Origin of the sequence: Pseudomonas sp. W15Feb34, assembly GCF_023127765.1 — a bacterium.
Taxonomy (GTDB): domain Bacteria; phylum Pseudomonadota; class Gammaproteobacteria; order Pseudomonadales; family Pseudomonadaceae; genus Aquipseudomonas; species Aquipseudomonas synxantha_A.
The window spans coordinates 1-18,196 of the sequence record NZ_SPKN01000006.1 but is presented as its reverse complement, the minus strand read 5'-3'; the positions used below and the strand labels follow the sequence as shown (position 1 = coordinate 18,196).

Here is an 18,196-nt window from a genome sequence, read left to right as displayed (position 1 = left end):
CTGAATCAGCCTTGTTTTTTGGATACAGTTTCAGCGATGTGCGCCGGAGCTGTGTTGTATTTTTTGAATTCCATAGAGTAGCTTGCGCGACCCTGGGACATGGAGCGAACGTCGGTCGCATAACCGAACATCTCACCCAACGGAACCTCGGCGCGAATCACTTTGCCGGAAACCGTGTCTTCCATACCCAAGATCATGCCGCGACGACGGTTAAGGTCGCCCATGACATCACCCATATAGTCTTCAGGTGTAACAACTTCTACCGCCATGATTGGCTCAAGCAACTCACCACCGCCCTTCTGGGCCAGTTGCTTGGTTGCCATGGAAGCAGCCACCTTAAACGCCATCTCGTTGGAGTCGACGTCGTGGTAAGAACCGTCAAAAACGGTTGCTTTCAGGCCGATCAGCGGATAGCCGGCAACAACACCGTTCTTCATCTGCTCTTCGATACCCTTCTGGATAGCAGGGATGTATTCCTTAGGAACCACACCACCTACTACTTCGTTCACGAATTGCAGACCTTCCTGACCTTCGTCAGCAGGAGCAAAACGGATCCAGCAGTGACCGAACTGACCACGACCGCCGGATTGACGAACGAACTTGCCTTCGATTTCACAGTTCTTCGTGATGCGCTCACGATAGGAAACCTGAGGCTTACCGATGTTGGCTTCGACGTTGAACTCACGGCGCATCCGGTCAACCAGGATGTCCAGGTGCAGCTCGCCCATGCCAGAGATGATCGTTTGACCAGTCTCTTCATCAGTCTTGACGCGGAAAGATGGATCTTCCTGAGCAAGCTTGCCCAGAGCGATACCCATTTTTTCCTGGTCATCCTTGGTCTTAGGCTCTACGGCAACCGAGATAACCGGCTCCGGGAAGTCCATGCGAACCAGGATGATTGGCTTGGCAGCGTCGCACAAAGTCTCACCAGTGGTGACGTCCTTCATGCCGATCAGGGCCGCGATGTCACCAGCGCGTACTTCCTTGATCTCTTCGCGAGCGTTTGCGTGCATTTGCACCATACGGCCCACGCGCTCTTTCTTGCCTTTAACCGAGTTGATCACGCCGTCGCCGGAGGCCAACACGCCCGAGTAAACGCGAACGAAGGTCAAAGTACCCACGAATGGGTCTGTAGCGATCTTGAACGCCAGAGCCGAGAACGGCTCGTTGTCGTCAGCATGACGCTCCATCTCTTCTTCCTCGTTATCAGGGTTGGTACCCTTGATAGCAGGAATGTCGGTTGGAGCAGGCAGGTAGTCGATAACGGCGTCGAGAACCAGGGGAACACCCTTGTTCTTGAAGGAAGAACCGCAAACAGCCAAGACGATCTCACCAGCGATAGTACGCTGACGCAGAGCGGCCTTGATTTCCACGTTGGTGAGCTCTTCACCTTCGAGGTACTTGTTCATCAGCTCTTCGCTGGCTTCAGCCGCAGCCTCAACCATGTTGTTGCGCCACTCGTCAGCCAGTTCCTGAAGCTCTTCAGGGATAGGCTTGCGAACAGGAACCATACCTTTATCGGAATCGTTCCAGTAGACAGCTTCCATATTGATCAGATCAATCTGACCCTGGAAGTTATCTTCAGAACCGATCGCCAACTGGATAGGCACCGGAGTGTGACCCAGACGCTGCTTGATCTGACCGATCACGCGCAGGAAGTTGGCGCCAGCACGGTCCATCTTGTTTACATAAACAAGACGTGGAACACCGTACTTGTTGGCTTGACGCCATACGGTTTCCGACTGAGGCTCAACACCCGAGGTGCCGCAGAACACAACGACAGCGCCGTCGAGTACACGCAGGGAACGCTCAACTTCAATAGTGAAGTCTACGTGGCCCGGGGTATCGATTACGTTGAAGCGATGCTCGTCTTTGTACTGCTTCTCGGAACCTTTCCAGAAGGCGGTAATAGCAGCAGAAGTAATGGTAATACCACGCTCCTGCTCCTGAACCATCCAGTCTGTGGTCGCGGCGCCGTCATGCACCTCGCCCATTTTGTGACTTTTGCCGGTGTAAAACAGTACGCGCTCGGTGGTGGTGGTTTTACCAGCATCCACGTGAGCGACGATACCGATGTTACGGTAGCGGCTAATCGGAGTAGTACGAGCCATAAAGCCCTCGCAAAATTAGTGAAGCTAAAATTAGAAGCGGTAGTGCGAGAAAGCTTTGTTAGCTTCAGCCATACGGTGCACGTCTTCACGCTTCTTAACAGCAGCACCTTTACCTTCAGCAGCGTCCAACAGTTCGCCGGCCAAACGCAGAGCCATAGACTTCTCGCCGCGCTTACGGGCGAAGTCTACCAACCAGCGCATTGCCAGAGCGTTACGACGGGACGGGCGAACTTCAACCGGAACCTGGTAAGTAGCACCGCCTACACGGCGCGACTTCACTTCGACCAGCGGAGCGATGGCGTCGAGAGCTTTCTCGAAGATTTCCAGGGGGTCGCTGTTCTTGCGTTCTTTAACCTTTTCCAGCGCGCCATAAACGATACGCTCGGCAACGGCTTTTTTGCCGCTTTCCATCACGTGGTTCATGAACTTGGCCAGAATTTGGCTTCCGTATTTTGGATCGTCAAGCACTTCGCGCTTGGCTGCTACGCGTCTTCTTGGCATGGATAAGCCCTCAAACGGTCTTCAGGTTCGCTCGGAATCGGTGCCCTTTCGGGACGCCTCCGACCTTACTCTTATCGACTCAGAAAATAAGATGATTCAGGTTTACAAAAAGCCGCTACTACTTAGGCTTCTTGGTACCGTACTTCGAACGACCCTGGTTACGACCTTTAACGCCGGAAGTATCCAAGGAGCCGCGTACGGTGTGATAACGAACACCTGGCAAGTCTTTTACACGACCGCCGCGGATCAGTACCACGCTGTGCTCTTGCAGGTTGTGGCCTTCACCGCCGATGTACGAGGAAACCTCGAAACCGTTGGTCAGACGCACACGGCATACTTTACGCAGTGCCGAGTTAGGTTTTTTCGGCGTGGTGGTATACACACGGGTGCATACGCCACGACGTTGCGGGCAGTTCTGCAGCGCAGGTACGTCGGATTTCTCGACGATACGCTTACGCGGCTGACGTACCAGCTGGTTGATAGTTGCCATCTACTAGCTCCACTGTTGTCTTGCGACGCTATTGTCTTGCAAGAAAAGCAAAATGGCAGGAACGAATTCCCGCCAAATTTAGGGGTACAAGAGTCTAAAGAGGATCTTGTCCCCAGTCAAGGCAAGGCCCCGACCTCCCCTCGCGCCGAACCGGGGCAAAAATGCCTCGATCCGACGAACGGGAGTGTCAGGGCCCAGACTCATCTATCGCAGAACTCAGTTACCGCTTGAGTTCAGTGCTTCGGTCAGTGCAGCTTCCACTTCACTGGCGCTCACGCGCAGCGGCTTGTCAGCATCACGGCGACGCTTACGCTCGCTGTGGTAAGCCAAACCGGTACCCGCCGGGATCAGACGACCCACGACCACGTTTTCTTTCAGGCCGCGCAGGTAATCGCGCTTGCCGGTTACCGCTGCTTCGGTCAGTACGCGAGTGGTCTCCTGGAAGGAGGCCGCCGAGATGAACGACTCAGTGGACAACGACGCCTTGGTGATACCCAGCAGCACGCGAGTGAACTTGGAAACGAATTTCTCTTCGTTCGCCAGGCGCTCGTTTTCTACCAGTACGTGAGTCAGTTCCATCTGGTCGCCCTTGATGAAACTGGAATCGCCGGATTCAGCGATTTCAACTTTACGCAGCATCTGACGCAGGATGGTCTCGATGTGCTTGTCGTTGATCTTCACGCCTTGCAGACGGTAAACGTCCTGGATCTCGTTAACGATGTACTTGGCCAGAGCACTCACACCCAGCAGACGCAGGATGTCGTGTGGATCGCTCGGGCCGTCGGAGATAACTTCACCGCGGTTTACCTGTTCGCCTTCGAACACGTTCAGGTGACGCCACTTCGGAATCAGCTCTTCATACGGATCGCTACCGTCGTTCGGAGTAATGACCAGACGGCGCTTGCCTTTGGTTTCTTTACCGAACGCGATGGTGCCGCTGACTTCAGCCAGAATCGACGCTTCTTTCGGACGACGAGCTTCGAACAAGTCGGCAACACGCGGCAGACCACCGGTGATGTCACGGGTCTTCGAAGTTTCTTGCGGGATACGCGCGATAACATCACCGATCGCGATCTTCGCACCATCCGCTACACCGACCAGGGCGTTGGCTGGCAGGAAGTACTGAGCGATTACGTCAGTGCCTGGCAGCAACAGATCCTTGCCGTTGTCATCAACCATCTTCACGGCAGGACGGATGTCTTTACCGGCAGCTGGACGATCTTTGGCGTCGAGTACTTCAATGTTGGTCATACCGGTCAATTCGTCAGTCTGACGCTTGATCGTGATGCCTTCTTCCATGCCCACGTAGGTCACGGTACCTTTCATTTCGGTAACGATTGGGTGAGTGTGCGGATCCCACTTGGCCACGATTGCGCCAGCGTCGACCTTGTCACCTTCTTTAACCGAAATCACAGCACCGTACGGCAGCTTGTAACGCTCGCGCTCACGACCGTAGTCATCAGCGATTGCCAGCTCACCGGAACGGGACACAGCAACCAGGTGGCCATCCACTCGCTCAACGTGCTTGAGGTTGTGCAGGCGGACGGTACCGCCATTCTTCACCTGAACACTGTCGGCTGCGGAGGTCCGGCTTGCCGCACCACCGATGTGGAACGTACGCATGGTCAGCTGGGTACCCGGTTCACCGATGGACTGGGCAGCGATAACGCCGACCGCTTCACCGATGTTTACCTGGTGACCACGAGCCAAGTCACGGCCGTAGCACTTGGCGCAAATGCCATAGCGGGTTTCGCAGCTGATCGGCGAGCGAACGATCACTTCGTCGATGCTGTTGAGTTCGATGAACTCGACCCACTTTTCGTCAACCAGGGTGCCAGCAGGAACGATAACTTCCTCGGTACCTGGCTTGAACACGTCACGGGCAATCACACGACCCAATACGCGCTCACCCAGCGGCTCTACAACGTCACCGCCTTCAATGTGCGGAGTCATCAGCAGGCCGTGCTCGGTGCCGCAATCGATCTCGGTTACAACCAGATCTTGTGCAACGTCTACCAGACGGCGAGTCAGGTAACCGGAGTTAGCGGTTTTCAACGCGGTATCCGCAAGCCCCTTACGAGCACCGTGAGTGGAGATGAAGTACTGAAGTACGCTCAAACCTTCACGGAAGTTCGCAGTGATCGGCGTTTCGATGATGGAGCCATCCGGCTTGGCCATCAGGCCACGCATACCGGCGAGCTGACGGATCTGCGCAGCAGAACCCCGTGCGCCCGAGTCGGCCATCATGTACATCGAGTTGAAGGATTCCTGGTCAACTTCGTCGCCGTGACGGTCGATGACTTTCTCTTTCGAGAGGTTGGCCATCATCGCCTTGGAAACTTCGTCGTTCGCCTTGGACCAAAGGTCGATCACCTTGTTGTACTTCTCGCCCTGGGTTACCAGGCCGGAGGCGTATTGGCTCTCGATCTCTTTCACTTCGTCAGTGGCGGCACTGATGATGCGAGCTTTTTCATCCGGGATAACGAAGTCGTTAACGCCGATGGAAACGCCGGAGATAGTGGAGTAAGCGAAACCTGTGTACATCAACTGGTCAGCGAAGATAACGGTCTCTTTCAAACCAACCACGCGGTAGCACTGGTTGATCAGCTTGGAGATCGCCTTCTTCTTCATCGGCAGGTTGACGACATCGTACGACAGACCTTTTGGCACAACCTGGTACAACAGCGCACGGCCGACAGTGGTGTCGACGATACGGGTGTTGCTCACGCTGCCGCCGTCACGGTCATTGACGGTTTCGTTGATCCGCACTTTGACCTTGGCGTGCAGTGCGGCTTCGCCGGCACGGAACACACGGTCAACTTCCTGCAGGTCAGCGAACACACGACCTTCGCCCTTGGCATTGATCGCTTCACGGGTCATGTAGTACAGACCCAATACAACGTCCTGCGACGGAACGATGATTGGCTCACCGTTGGCTGGCGACAGAATGTTGTTGGTCGACATCATCAACGCGCGCGCTTCCAACTGGGCTTCCAGTGTCAGCGGTACGTGCACGGCCATTTGGTCGCCGTCGAAGTCGGCGTTGTACGCAGCACAGACCAGCGGGTGCAGCTGAATAGCCTTACCTTCGATCAGTACTGGTTCAAACGCCTGGATACCCAGACGGTGAAGGGTCGGTGCACGGTTGAGGAGAACCGGGTGTTCGCGGATCACCTCGGCGAGAACGTCCCAAACCTCTGGCAGTTCGCGCTCGACCATTTTCTTGGCCGCTTTGATGGTGGTCGCGAGACCGCGCATTTCCAGCTTGCCGAAGATGAATGGCTTGAACAGCTCAAGTGCCATCTTCTTGGGCAGACCGCACTGGTGCAGACGCAGGGTCGGGCCTACGGTAATTACCGAACGACCGGAGTAGTCAACACGCTTACCGAGCAAGTTCTGACGGAAACGACCTTGCTTACCCTTGATCATGTCAGCCAAGGATTTCAGAGGACGCTTGTTGGAACCGGTGATAGCGCGGCCACGACGACCGTTGTCGAGCAAGGCATCGACAGCTTCCTGCAACATACGCTTTTCGTTGCGCACGATGATGTCCGGAGCGGACAGGTCAAGCAGGCGCTTCAAGCGGTTGTTACGGTTGATCACGCGGCGATACAGGTCGTTGAGGTCGGACGTCGCGAAACGACCACCGTCCAGCGGTACCAGCGGACGCAGGTCTGGCGGCAGAACCGGCAGAACGGTCAGCACCATCCACTCTGGCAAGTTGCCGGAACCCTGGAAGGCTTCCATCAACTTCAGACGCTTGGACAGCTTCTTGATCTTGGTTTCGGAGTTGGTTTGCGGAATTTCTTCGCGCAGACGGCCAATCTCGTGCTCCAGGTCGATAGCGTGCAGCAGCTCGCGGACAGCTTCGGCACCCATACGGGCATCGAAATCATCACCGAACTCTTCCAGCGCTTCGAAGTACTGCTCGTCGTTCAGCAGCTGACCCTTTTCAAGGGTGGTCATGCCTGGATCGATAACGACATAGCTCTCGAAGTAGAGAACGCGTTCGATATCACGCAGAGTCATGTCCATCAGCAAGCCGATACGGGACGGCAGCGATTTCAGGAACCAGATGTGGGCAACCGGCGAAGCCAGTTCGATGTGCGCCATACGCTCACGACGAACCTTGGCCAGTGCGACTTCAACGCCGCACTTCTCGCAGATCACACCACGGTGCTTCAAGCGCTTGTACTTACCGCACAGGCACTCGTAATCCTTTACCGGGCCAAAGATCTTGGCGCAGAACAGGCCGTCACGCTCAGGTTTGAACGTACGGTAGTTGATGGTTTCCGGCTTTTTAACTTCACCGAACGACCACGAACGGATCATCTCAGGCGATGCCAATCCAATACGGATGGCGTCGAACTCTTCGACTTGACCCTGGTTTTTCAGCAAATTCAGTAGGTCTTTCAAGGCCTTTCCTCCTGGCGGAGCAGAGAGCGGACCAAACGGCCACGCTCTCGATTCGCGTCACGTGTTATTCGGTTTCCAGATCGATATCGATGCCGAGGGAACGAATTTCTTTGATCAACACGTTGAAGGACTCGGGCATGCCCGGCTCCATACGGTGATCGCCGTCCACGATGTTTTTGTACATCTTGGTACGACCGTTCACATCGTCCGACTTCACTGTGAGCATTTCTTGCAGAGTGTATGCAGCACCGTATGCTTCCAGTGCCCAGACCTCCATCTCCCCGAAACGCTGACCACCGAACTGAGCCTTACCACCCAGCGGCTGCTGGGTAACCAGGCTGTACGAACCAGTAGAACGAGCGTGCATCTTGTCGTCTACCAAGTGGTTCAGCTTCAGCATGTACATGTAGCCAACAGTAACCGGGCGCTCGAACTTGTTGCCGGTACGACCGTCGAACAGCTGCATCTGGCCGCTTTCCGGCAAGTCTGCCAGTTTCAGCATGGCCTTGATTTCGCTTTCCTTGGCACCGTCGAACACCGGGGTAGCCATTGGAACGCCGCCGCGCAGGTTCTTCGCCAGATCCAGGATTTCCTGGTCGGAGAAGGTATCCAGCTCTTCGTTGCGACCGCCGATCTCGTTGTAGATCTCGTGCAGGAACTTGCGCAGGTCTGCGACCTTGCGCTGCTCTTCGATCATACGGTTGATCTTCTCGCCCAGACCTTTGGCCGCGAGGCCCAGGTGGGTTTCAAGGATCTGACCAACGTTCATACGCGAAGGTACGCCCAACGGGTTGAGGACGACGTCGACCGGGGTGCCATTGGCATCGTGCGGCATGTCTTCAACCGGCATGATCACGGAGACCACACCTTTGTTACCGTGACGACCGGCCATCTTGTCGCCCGGCTGGATGCGGCGACGGATTGCCAGGTAAACCTTGACGATTTTCAGCACGCCTGGAGCCAGGTCATCGCCCTGCTGCAGTTTGCGCTTCTTGTCTTCGAACTTGTCGTCCAGCAGACGGCGGCGATCAACGATGTAGGCCTGGGCCTTCTCGAGCTGCTCGTTCAGAGCGTCTTCAGCCATGCGCAGTTTGAACCACTGGCCGTGCTCAAGACCGTCGAGAATTTCGTCGGTGATGTCCTGACCTTTCTTCAGACCTGCGCCGCCTTCGGCCTTGTGGCCTACCAGAGCGGAGCGCAGGCGTTCGAAGGTCGCGCCTTCAACGATACGGAACTCTTCGTTCAGGTCCTTGCGGATCTCGTCGAGCTGGGTCTTCTCGATGGACAGTGCACGAGCATCACGCTCAACGCCGTCACGGGTGAAGACCTGTACGTCGATGACAGTACCTTTGGTACCGGTAGGTACACGCAGGGAGGTGTCTTTAACGTCGCTGGCTTTTTCACCGAAGATGGCACGCAGCAGCTTCTCTTCCGGAGTCAGTTGGGTCTCGCCTTTCGGAGTGACCTTACCCACCAGGATGTCGCCTGCGCCAACTTCAGCACCTACGTAAACGATACCGGCTTCGTCCAGCTTGTTCAGTGCAGCTTCACCCACGTTCGGGATGTCTGCAGTGATTTCCTCAGGACCAAGCTTGGTGTCACGTGCCACACAGGTCAGTTCCTGAATGTGGATCGTGGTGAAGCGGTCTTCTTGAACCACACGCTCGGACAGGCAGATGGAGTCTTCGAAGTTGAAGCCGTTCCATGCCATGAACGCGATGCGCATGTTCTGACCCAGAGCCAGTTCACCCATGTCGGTGGACGGGCCATCGGCCATGATGTCGCTACGCTGAACGCGATCACCCTTGCTCACCAGCGGACGCTGGTTGATGCAGGTGTTCTGGTTCGAGCGGGTGTATTTGGTCAGGTTGTAGATGTCGACACCGGCTTCGCCAGTTTCTACTTCGTCATCGGCAACACGAACCACGATACGGCTGGCATCAACAGAGTCGATAACGCCGCCACGACGAGCCACGACGCAAACGCCGGAGTCACGGGCTACGTTACGCTCCATGCCGGTACCTACCAGCGGCTTGTCAGCACGCAGGGTCGGTACAGCTTGACGCTGCATGTTGGAACCCATCAATGCACGGTTGGCGTCATCGTGCTCCAGGAACGGGATCAGCGACGCTGCAACCGAAACTACCTGCTTCGGAGAAACGTCCATCAAGGTGACGTCTTCCGGCGCCTTGACGGTGAACTCGTTCAAGTGACGAACAGCTACCAGCTCGTCGATCAGGACTTTCTTGTCGTTCATCGTGGCCGAAGCCTGAGCGATCACGTGATCAGCTTCTTCGATGGCGGACAGGAACACGATCTCGTCGGTGACCAGAGCGTCTTTCACCACACGGTACGGGCTCTCGAGGAAGCCATACTGGTTGGTACGCGCATAAGCGGCCAGGGAGTTGATCAGACCAATGTTCGGACCTTCCGGCGTTTCGATCGGGCAAACACGACCGTAGTGCGTCGGGTGTACGTCACGAACTTCGAAGCCAGCACGCTCACGGGTCAGACCGCCCGGGCCCAGTGCGGATACACGGCGCTTGTGGGTGATCTCGGACAGCGGGTTGTTCTGGTCCATGAACTGGGAAAGCTGGCTGGAACCGAAGAACTCTTTCACCGCCGCAGCCACTGGCTTGGCGTTGATCAGGTCTTGCGGCATCAGGCCTTCGCTTTCAGCCATCGACAGACGCTCTTTGACCGCACGCTCAACACGCACCAGGCCAACGCGGAACTGGTTCTCGGCCATTTCGCCTACGCAGCGAACACGACGGTTACCCAGGTGGTCGATGTCATCGACGATGCCTTTGCCGTTACGGATGTCGACCAGGGTCTTCAGGACCGCGACGATGTCTTCCTTGCACAGCACGCCCGAACCTTCGATCTCGGTACGACCGATACGACGGTTGAACTTCATCCGGCCGACCGCAGACAGGTCATAGCGCTCAGGGCTGAAGAACAGGTTGTTGAACAGGGTTTCGGCAGCGTCTTTGGTTGGTGGCTCGCCAGGACGCATCATGCGATAGATCTCGACCAGCGCTTCCAATTGGTTGCTGGTGGAGTCGATCTTCAGAGTGTCGGAGATGAACGGACCGCAGTCGATATCGTTGGTGTACAAGGTCTCGATGCGAACAACCTGGGCCTTGGCGATTTTCGCCAGGATTTCGGTGTTCAGCTCGGTGTTGCACTCGGCCAGGATTTCGCCTGTAGCCGGGTGAACGATGACCTTGGCGGTCGTGCGACCCAGGACGTAGTCCAGAGGCACTTCCAGCTCTTTGATACCGGCCTTTTCGATCTGGTTGATGTGGCGCGCAGTGATACGACGGCCAGCCTCAACGATGACCTTGCCTTTCTCATCCTGGATGTCCAGGACAGCAATTTCACCACGCAGACGCGAAGCGATCAGCTCCAGCTTGAGGGTTTCATCCTTCAGGCTGAATACGTTGGTGGTATAGAAAGCGTCCAGCACTTGCTCAGTGGTATAGCCGAGCGCGCGCAGCAGTACCGAGGCCGGCAGCTTGCGACGACGGTCGATACGCACGAACACGCAGTCTTTCGGGTCGAACTCGAAGTCCAACCACGAACCGCGGTACGGAATGATCCGCGCGGAGTACAGGAGTTTGCCGGAGCTGTGCGTCTTGCCGCGGTCGTGGTCGAAGAACACGCCCGGGGAACGGTGCAGCTGGGAAACGATTACACGCTCGGTACCGTTGATAACGAAGGTACCGTTTTCAGTCATCAATGGGATTTCGCCCATGTAGACTTCTTGCTCTTTGATGTCCTTGATCGCTTTGTTCGACGATTCTTTGTCGAAAATGATCAGACGGACTTTTACCCGCAAAGGTACGGCGTACGTAACGCCACGCAACACGCATTCTTTGACATCAAATGCCGGTTCGCCCAGGCGATAACCGACGTACTCCAGCGCAGCATTGCCGGAGTAGCTGATGATCGGGAAAACGGATTTGAAGGCCGCATGCAGGCCCACGTCGCGGAACTGATCTTTGGTCGCTCCCGCCTGCAAGAATTCACGATACGAATCCAGCTGGATAGCCAGAAGGTACGGGACATCCATGACGTCCGGCAACTTGCTAAAGTCCTTGCGGATACGTTTTTTCTCAGTATATGAGTAAGCCATCAGCGTTCCCCAGCTTGGTCACCTGCTTGTTTGGCCCCTCCGACGGGAGCAGCCAGAAAATCTTGCAAACCCCATGGTTTGCACCACCGCTTCGGGTGGCTACAGCGCGTTAATGGCGGCGACCGAGTCGACAGCCAAGAACGGAAAAAGGCCGGTGGCAAGAGCCACCAGCCATCAGCCTTCAGCTTAACGCTTGGGCTGGAGACGCAAGGTCGATGCTTACTTCAGCTCGACTTTAGCGCCTGCTTCTTCCAGAGTAGCTTTGGCTTTGTCAGCTGCGTCTTTGGCAACAGCTTCCAGAACCATGGCAGGAGCGCCGTCAACTACAGCCTTGGCTTCTTTCAGGCCCAGACCGGTCAGTTCACGTACTGCCTTGATCACGTTTACTTTCTTCTCGCCAGCTTCGGTCAGCATGACGTTGAATTCGGTTTGCTCTTCAACAACGGCAGCAGCAGCAGCTGGGCCAGCGGAAGCAGCGGCAGCGGAAACGCCGAATTTTTCTTCGAAAGCTTTGATCAGCTCAACAACCTGCAGAACCGACATTTCAGCTACGGCGTTGAGGATATCGTCTTGGGAGATAGACATTGCTGTATTTCCTGAATTGGGGGACGGCCTACGCGGCCATCGAAATAAACAAAAATACGCGAGAGAAGTTGCTCAGCCTTAGGCTGCGGCAGCTTCTTTTTGCTCGCGAACTGCAGCCAGAGTACGAGCCAGCTTGCTGGTAGCGCCTTGAATCACGCTCATCAGCTGCGAAATGGCTTCGTCGCGGGTCGGCAGTGTTGCCAGTACGTCGATTTGGTTAGCTGCGAGGAACTTGCCCTCGAACGCAGCTGCCTTGATCTCGAACTTATCCTGACTCTTGGCGAACTCTTTGAACAAACGGGCAGCAGCGCCTGGATGGTCCTTGGAGAACGCGATCAGAGTCGGGCCAGTGAACACGTCGTTGAGAACACTGTATTCAGTGTCAGCAACAGCGCGCTTGAGCAGGGTGTTACGTACAACACGTACGTATACGCCAGCTTCACGAGCCTCTTTACGGAGTCCGGTCATAGCGCCTACTGTCACACCACGGGCATCAGCCACGACAGCGGACAGAGCAGCTTTGGCAGCCTCGTTGACTTCAGCGACGATGGCCTTCTTGTCTTCGAGATTAATTGCCACGGGTTTAACTCCTGCTTGTTACCGTTTCATCTGGCCGAGGCCGGATGTCGTTTTGGTGTCTGATTCGGTAAGGAACCGGGAGCACCATCTGCGTAGGCTTGTTGGTTTAAGACTTGCGTCGCCTACGGTCTTGGATAGCCCCCGCCAGGCAGGGACCCCAATCTTTCAATTGGCGCAATCGCTTGCGCCAATTTGTGTCTTATACGTCCAGCGAGCCTTGGTCGATGACCAGACCTGGGCCCATAGTGGTGCTCAGGGTAACGCGCTTGACGTAGATGCCTTTCGAGGAAGCTGGCTTGATACGCTTCAGATCAGCGATCAGGGCTTCAACGTTTTCCTTCAGCTTGACGGCGTCGAAGCCGACCTTGCCAACGGAGGTGTGAATGATGCCGTTTTTGTCGGTGCGATAACGAACCTGACCAGCCTTGGCGTTTTTAACCGCGGTAGCTACGTCTGGCGTTACGGTGCCGACTTTAGGGTTAGGCATCAGGCCACGTGGACCCAGGATCTGACCCAACTGACCTACAACGCGCATTGCATCCGGGGAAGCAATAACGACGTCATAGTTCAGATCGCCGCCTTTCATTTCGGCAGCCAGATCGTCCATACCAACGCGATCAGCGCCGGCAGCCAGAGCAGCTTCAGCCGCCGGGCCCTGAGTGAAGACAGCAACACGTACAGTCTTGCCAGTACCGTGTGGCAGCACAGTAGCGCTACGAACGACCTGGTCGGATTTACGCGGGTCAACACCCAGGTTCACAGCAACGTCAACAGACTCGCTGAACTTGACAGTCGACAGCTCGGTCAGCAGAGCAGCAGCGTCTACGAAGTTGTAGGACTTGCCTGCTTCGATTTTGCCGGCGATAGCCTTTTGGCGCTTGGTCAGCTTAGCCATTACACACCCTCCACGTTAAGGCCCATGCTACGAGCAGAACCGGCGATGGTACGCACGGCTGCATCCATATCAGCTGCAGTCAGATCCGCGTTTTTGGTTTTCGCGATTTCTTCCAGCTGAGCACGAGTTACGGTGCCAACCTTAACGGTGTTCGGACGAGCGGAACCGCTAGTCAGACCAGCAGCTTTCTTCAACAAAACCGAAGCCGGGGTCGACTTGGTTTCGAAAGTAAAGCTACGGTCGCTGTATACAGTGATGATCACTGGAGTCGGCAGACCTGGCTCAAGACCCTGAGTACGGGCGTTGAAGGCCTTGCAGAATTCCATGATGTTCACGCCGTGCTGACCCAGAGCTGGACCGACGGGTGGGCTAGGGTTGGCCTGAGCGGCCTTCACTTGCAGCTTGATGTAAGCGGTAATCTTCTTGGCCATGAGGCACTCCAATTACGGGTTCAAACGCCTAGAAAGGCTCCCCGGTTACTTGCGCGTTTATCCCAGTGACGACAAAACCCCACAGCCTAAGGCTGCGGGGTTGGGATGCTTTTTCAGCTAGACCTTCTCGACCTGGCTGAACTCCAACTCTACCGGAGTAGAGCGACCGAAAATGAGCACTGCCACTTGGATCCGGCTCTTTTCGTAGTTAACTTCTTCGACGGTGCCATTGAAATCAGCGAAAGGACCATCTGTAACACGAACAACCTCACCCGGCTCGAACAATGTCTTCGGCTTGGGCTTGTCGCTACCGTCAGCAACACGACGCAGAATTGCTTCTGCCTCCTTGTCAGTGATCGGAGCAGGCTTATCAGCAGTACCGCCAATGAAACCCATGACACGAGGAGTGTCCTTGACCAAGTGCCAAGTACCTTCATTCATGTCCATCTGTACCAGCACGTAGCCAGGGAAGAACTTGCGCTCACTCTTGCGCTTCTGGCCATTCCGCATTTCAACCACTTCTTCAGTGGGAACCAGAATTTCGCCGAAGCCATCTTCCATGCCTGCCAGCTTTACGCGCTCCAGCAAAGAGCGCATAACATGCTTCTCGTAACCCGAGTAAGCATGCACAACGTACCAACGCTTAGCCACGGGACACCCTTAGCCAACAATCAAGGAAACAAGCCAGCCGAGCAGGGAATCGAGCCCCCACAACAGCAACGCCATAACCAGAACAACAGCCACAACAATCAATGTGGTCTGCGTGGTTTCTTGGCGAGTCGGCCAAACGACTTTACGAATTTCGGTGCGAGCTTCCTTTACCAGGACCGCGAAAGACTTGCCTTTAGCAGTCTGCAGTCCTACAAAGGCAGCTACAGCAGCGAGGGCGAGCAATGCGAGGACACGGTACAGGATCGGCGAAGCAGAATAGTACTGATTGCCAACAACGCCTACGACCACCAAGGCGACTACAGCGAGCCACTTGAACAGATCGAAACGAGAGCTTTGAGCTTCAGCCTTAGGAGTCATCTATGAAGATCCTGTGAAAAGAAAGCCAGACACACCACGTGAATCTGGCAGGTCAGGAGGGAATCGAACCCCCAACCTACGGTTTTGGAGACCGTCGCTCTGCCAATTGAGCTACTGACCTAAAACAAAATCAGGCCGACCATTATGCAGGCCTGAAAAAGACTTTACAACAACCAACCCCAACAGACTTGAAATCACCTGACAATCACAGCCAGACATAACACGATACAAGCCGAGGCAGCTGTTAAAACAAAGGCAGATATTTTCATATCTGCCTTGTTATATGGAGCTCTTGAGCGGATTTGAACCGCTGACCTCACCCTTACCAAGGGTGTGCTCTACCAACTGAGCTACAAGAGCAAAACACCTTGCACAACCTGCAAACTTGGAGCGGGTAGCGGGAATCGAACCCGCATCATCAGCTTGGAAGGCTGAGGTTCTACCACTAAACTATACCCGCGGAGCTTGCAGCTCACGCTAAAAATGGTGGAGGGGGAAGGATTCGAACCTTCGAAGTCGTAGACGTCAGATTTACAGTCTGATCCCTTTGGCCGCTCGGGAACCCCTCCTAAGCGAGCCGGCATTCTACATCACGCCGGCCTTCTGTCAAGCATTTTCTCATTAAAAATATGAGGTTAGCTGCGTTGACCTTCGTTTCACCTTGAAGCCCTTAAAGGTCTTCACTGCGAAGCGGGCGCCATTCTATGCAAACTATTCGAGAGTTGCAATGCCTTCGCACAGCATTATTTTATGTTTTAACTCATTGAATTCATTAGCAAGGCTTTCAAAGGGCAGATCGTCAGCCAAGCGCCTACTCTCAGGGGCTACTCGCAACCAGTAACCCGAGGCTTCAGGCGCGCTCAACAATTGAAGCCTGACCCTTATGTCCAAGCTTGTCAGCCGCTGCTCGAGAGAGAGCGCCTGGTGACGATCCGAGAAACCACCAATGTACAGACAGGTGCTTTGTGCATCAGCCCCCCTTGCTCGATCACGCCGCGCCACCGTGTCGGCAGACTCACTCAGGAGCCGAATATCTTGCTGCGTTCCACGATAGAGACTCAATGGTGTGACGTCCTTGGCACGCAATGGAGCTTCTTGCTGATGCCAGACGTAGTAGAAAACATTGAGGACAAGTAAAAGCAAAAACAGCCAGCGCATAATCACCTCAAGACAAAGGACACGCCATTGCCAAACCAACAAACACAAGGTCCGGGACCAAACAAGCCTGAGGTGCAGCATCCCTGACCAGGTCGGCATCCCCCCCCGTCAGGAAGACAGTGAAATCCTCGCCCCAATAGCTTCTCGCCAATTCAAGCTGGGTCAACACGAACCCTCTTAGCATAAGCGTACAACCGCGCTCGACAGCCTCTACGGTCGTCCGCCCAGGAGAGAGACGCTCAAGAGCTCTCTCAGCCGCGGCATCGTCATAACGTATCTTGCGCGTATGGGTTCGCAACTGATTGCGCATAAGTGGCAAGCCCGGGCAAATAAACCCACCCAAGTGCTCACCATCAACATCAATAAAGTCTGCGGTCGCCGCCGTACCAAAATCGAGCACTACGCATGCGCCGGACGCTAACTTATATGCACCCAGCATCGCCAACCAACGATCCAGCCCAAGCCGCTCGAACTCTTCGTAGCCATTGTGCACACCGGCCATTTGTCGCGCGGAACCCGCACAGGAAACGGTAACGCCAAATGCCTTCACCAACGCCGCTACCAGCTTGTCGGTTTCCTCAAGCGCTCGAACACTCACTAACCGACAACGCGTGAGCAGAAGGCCAGGAAGCGCTATCAGGCTCTCAATCAACGCATCATCCGAACCCACCACGCCTTCGGCGGAGACACTTGCATCACTCGCCTCAAGCACGCGCCACTTTATGAAGCTGTTCCCACAGTCGAGCTCAAGAATCATCACGCAACCTCAGGCTTAACTCACCACCGCTGTATATTTTCTCGACGCCATCGACATTCAAGCGCAACGCGCCCTGATGATCCACGCCCAACACCACCCCATCAATCTGGGTAACACCAGCAACGAGAGACACAGGCTTGCCCTGCCACAAGTGATGCCGCTCCCACTCATCTTGCAGCCCGGCAAAACCGGCAGTCTTATGTCGATCCAGATAGCCTTGCAACTGCATCCCCAGACGCGCCACCAATTGGTTGCGATCAATAGCAGAACCGGTCTCGAGCTGAATTGAAGTCCATTGCTGATCCACATCATCGGCTTTCTGCATATTCACATTGATGCCTATCCCTAGGACAACGTGACAGATATCCGCAGGATCCCCCACCAGCTCCAGCAAGATGCCAGAAATTTTCTTGCTCCCGACCAAGACGTCGTTTGGCCATTTCAAAGCCGCGCCCTGTACACCGGTCTCACGCAACGCCTGCATAACGGCTAAGCCAACTACGAGACTCAACCCCTCCAACTGTCGCAGACCACCTTCAATGCGCAGCACGAGGCTGTAGTAGACATTTTGCGCAAACGGACTGACCCATTTTCGACCACGCCTTCCCCTACCAGCCGTCTGCTGCTCCGACAGTACGACAAAGGGGGCTGCGCACCCTGAGTCAACGAGACGCAAAGCTTCGGCGTTAGTGGAGTCGATGGAATCGAAAATATGAACTGGCCAGGTTAAAGAGGCCGCATTCAGGGAAATTTGCTCTGCACTCAAGAACACCAACGGCGCAGCCAATTGATACCCACGACCTCGGACCTTATGAATGGGCAGCCCTAACTCTGCCTCAAGATGCTGAAGCTGCTTCCACACAGCGCTGCGACTGACGCCCAGGGCGGCGCCAAGCGCTTCTCCAGAATGGAATCGACCGTCTTTCAGTAGTTTCAACAACATCAGCATGCAAATATCGCCTCACAATGAGGCACGCATAATAGCCATGCGTAAGGTCATTGCATAGAAACGCAGGGCGTTTGCACTCAGGACGTGAGCGATGGTTTTTTAGTTTTTTCGACCGCCCAAAACAAAACCCCTGTTTGCGTTAGCAAACAGGGGTTCT

The 18,196-nt window shown here is 55.2% G+C and carries 14 protein-coding genes and 4 tRNA genes; all 18 read right to left on the bottom strand.

Annotated elements, in window-relative coordinates; genetic code table 11:
- Nucleotides 1-5 precede the first annotated feature (5 nt).
- On the bottom strand, nt 6-2,111 hold the full coding sequence (gene fusA / locus E4O97_RS02970) for an elongation factor G (RefSeq protein WP_005791981.1): 2,106 nt from the start codon (nt 2,109-2,111) through the stop codon (nt 6-8).
- A 30-nt stretch (nt 2,112-2,141) separates the two neighbouring features.
- Nucleotides 2,142-2,612, bottom strand: coding sequence for a 30S ribosomal protein S7 (gene rpsG, locus E4O97_RS02965; protein WP_002555493.1), 471 nt, complete (start codon nt 2,610-2,612; stop codon nt 2,142-2,144).
- Nucleotides 2,613-2,730: 118 nt separating this feature from the next.
- Complete coding sequence (gene rpsL, locus E4O97_RS02960; RefSeq protein ID WP_002555494.1) at nt 2,731-3,102, bottom strand: 30S ribosomal protein S12; 372 nt, start codon at nt 3,100-3,102, stop codon at nt 2,731-2,733.
- A 216-nt stretch (nt 3,103-3,318) separates the two neighbouring features.
- The gene (gene rpoC, locus E4O97_RS02955) at nt 3,319-7,518 is read right to left on the bottom strand and encodes a DNA-directed RNA polymerase subunit beta' (protein ID WP_005791982.1); all 4,200 of its coding nucleotides are present in this window, start codon (nt 7,516-7,518) and stop codon (nt 3,319-3,321) included.
- Between the two features lie 64 nt (nt 7,519-7,582).
- Nucleotides 7,583-11,656, bottom strand: a complete 4,074-nt coding sequence (gene rpoB / locus E4O97_RS02950) for a DNA-directed RNA polymerase subunit beta (protein WP_019819139.1) — start codon at nt 11,654-11,656, stop codon at nt 7,583-7,585.
- Between the two features lie 219 nt (nt 11,657-11,875).
- On the bottom strand, nt 11,876-12,241 hold the full coding sequence (gene rplL / locus E4O97_RS02945; protein ID WP_005791984.1) for a 50S ribosomal protein L7/L12: 366 nt from the start codon (nt 12,239-12,241) through the stop codon (nt 11,876-11,878).
- A gap of 78 nt (nt 12,242-12,319) precedes the next feature.
- Nucleotides 12,320-12,820 (bottom strand): 50S ribosomal protein L10, encoded by a 501-nt coding sequence (rplJ, locus tag E4O97_RS02940; RefSeq protein ID WP_003232405.1) that lies wholly within the window; start codon nt 12,818-12,820, stop codon nt 12,320-12,322.
- 199 nt (nt 12,821-13,019) lie between these two features.
- A complete protein-coding gene (rplA, locus tag E4O97_RS02935; RefSeq protein WP_003176434.1) occupies nt 13,020-13,715 on the bottom strand; it encodes a 50S ribosomal protein L1 in 696 nt (231 codons plus the stop codon).
- On the bottom strand, nt 13,715-14,146 hold the full coding sequence (gene rplK, locus E4O97_RS02930; protein WP_003176435.1) for a 50S ribosomal protein L11: 432 nt from the start codon (nt 14,144-14,146) through the stop codon (nt 13,715-13,717). Before rplK ends, rplA begins: the two co-directional genes overlap by 1 nt.
- Before the next feature lie 117 nt (nt 14,147-14,263).
- Nucleotides 14,264-14,797, bottom strand: coding sequence for a transcription termination/antitermination protein NusG (gene nusG / locus E4O97_RS02925; RefSeq protein WP_003176436.1), 534 nt, complete (start codon nt 14,795-14,797; stop codon nt 14,264-14,266).
- A gap of 9 nt (nt 14,798-14,806) precedes the next feature.
- Nucleotides 14,807-15,175, bottom strand: a complete 369-nt coding sequence (secE, locus tag E4O97_RS02920; RefSeq protein ID WP_005791990.1) for a preprotein translocase subunit SecE — start codon at nt 15,173-15,175, stop codon at nt 14,807-14,809.
- Nucleotides 15,176-15,220: 45 nt separating this feature from the next.
- A tRNA-Trp gene (locus E4O97_RS02915) sits at nt 15,221-15,296 on the bottom strand.
- 163 nt (nt 15,297-15,459) lie between these two features.
- Nucleotides 15,460-15,535, bottom strand: a tRNA-Thr gene (locus E4O97_RS02910).
- A 26-nt stretch (nt 15,536-15,561) separates the two neighbouring features.
- A tRNA-Gly gene (locus E4O97_RS02905) sits at nt 15,562-15,635 on the bottom strand.
- A gap of 24 nt (nt 15,636-15,659) precedes the next feature.
- A tRNA-Tyr gene (locus tag E4O97_RS02900) sits at nt 15,660-15,744 on the bottom strand.
- A gap of 142 nt (nt 15,745-15,886) precedes the next feature.
- Nucleotides 15,887-16,333, bottom strand: a complete 447-nt coding sequence (locus E4O97_RS02895) for a hypothetical protein (RefSeq protein ID WP_005791992.1) — start codon at nt 16,331-16,333, stop codon at nt 15,887-15,889.
- Nucleotides 16,334-16,340: 7 nt separating this feature from the next.
- Complete coding sequence (locus tag E4O97_RS02890) at nt 16,341-17,090, bottom strand: pantothenate kinase (protein ID WP_078822464.1); 750 nt, start codon at nt 17,088-17,090, stop codon at nt 16,341-16,343.
- Nucleotides 17,080-18,039, bottom strand: a complete 960-nt coding sequence (birA, locus tag E4O97_RS02885) for a bifunctional biotin--[acetyl-CoA-carboxylase] ligase/biotin operon repressor BirA (RefSeq protein WP_032879211.1) — start codon at nt 18,037-18,039, stop codon at nt 17,080-17,082. The genes E4O97_RS02890 and birA overlap by 11 nt, the downstream gene beginning before the upstream one ends.
- Nucleotides 18,040-18,196 lie beyond the last annotated feature (157 nt).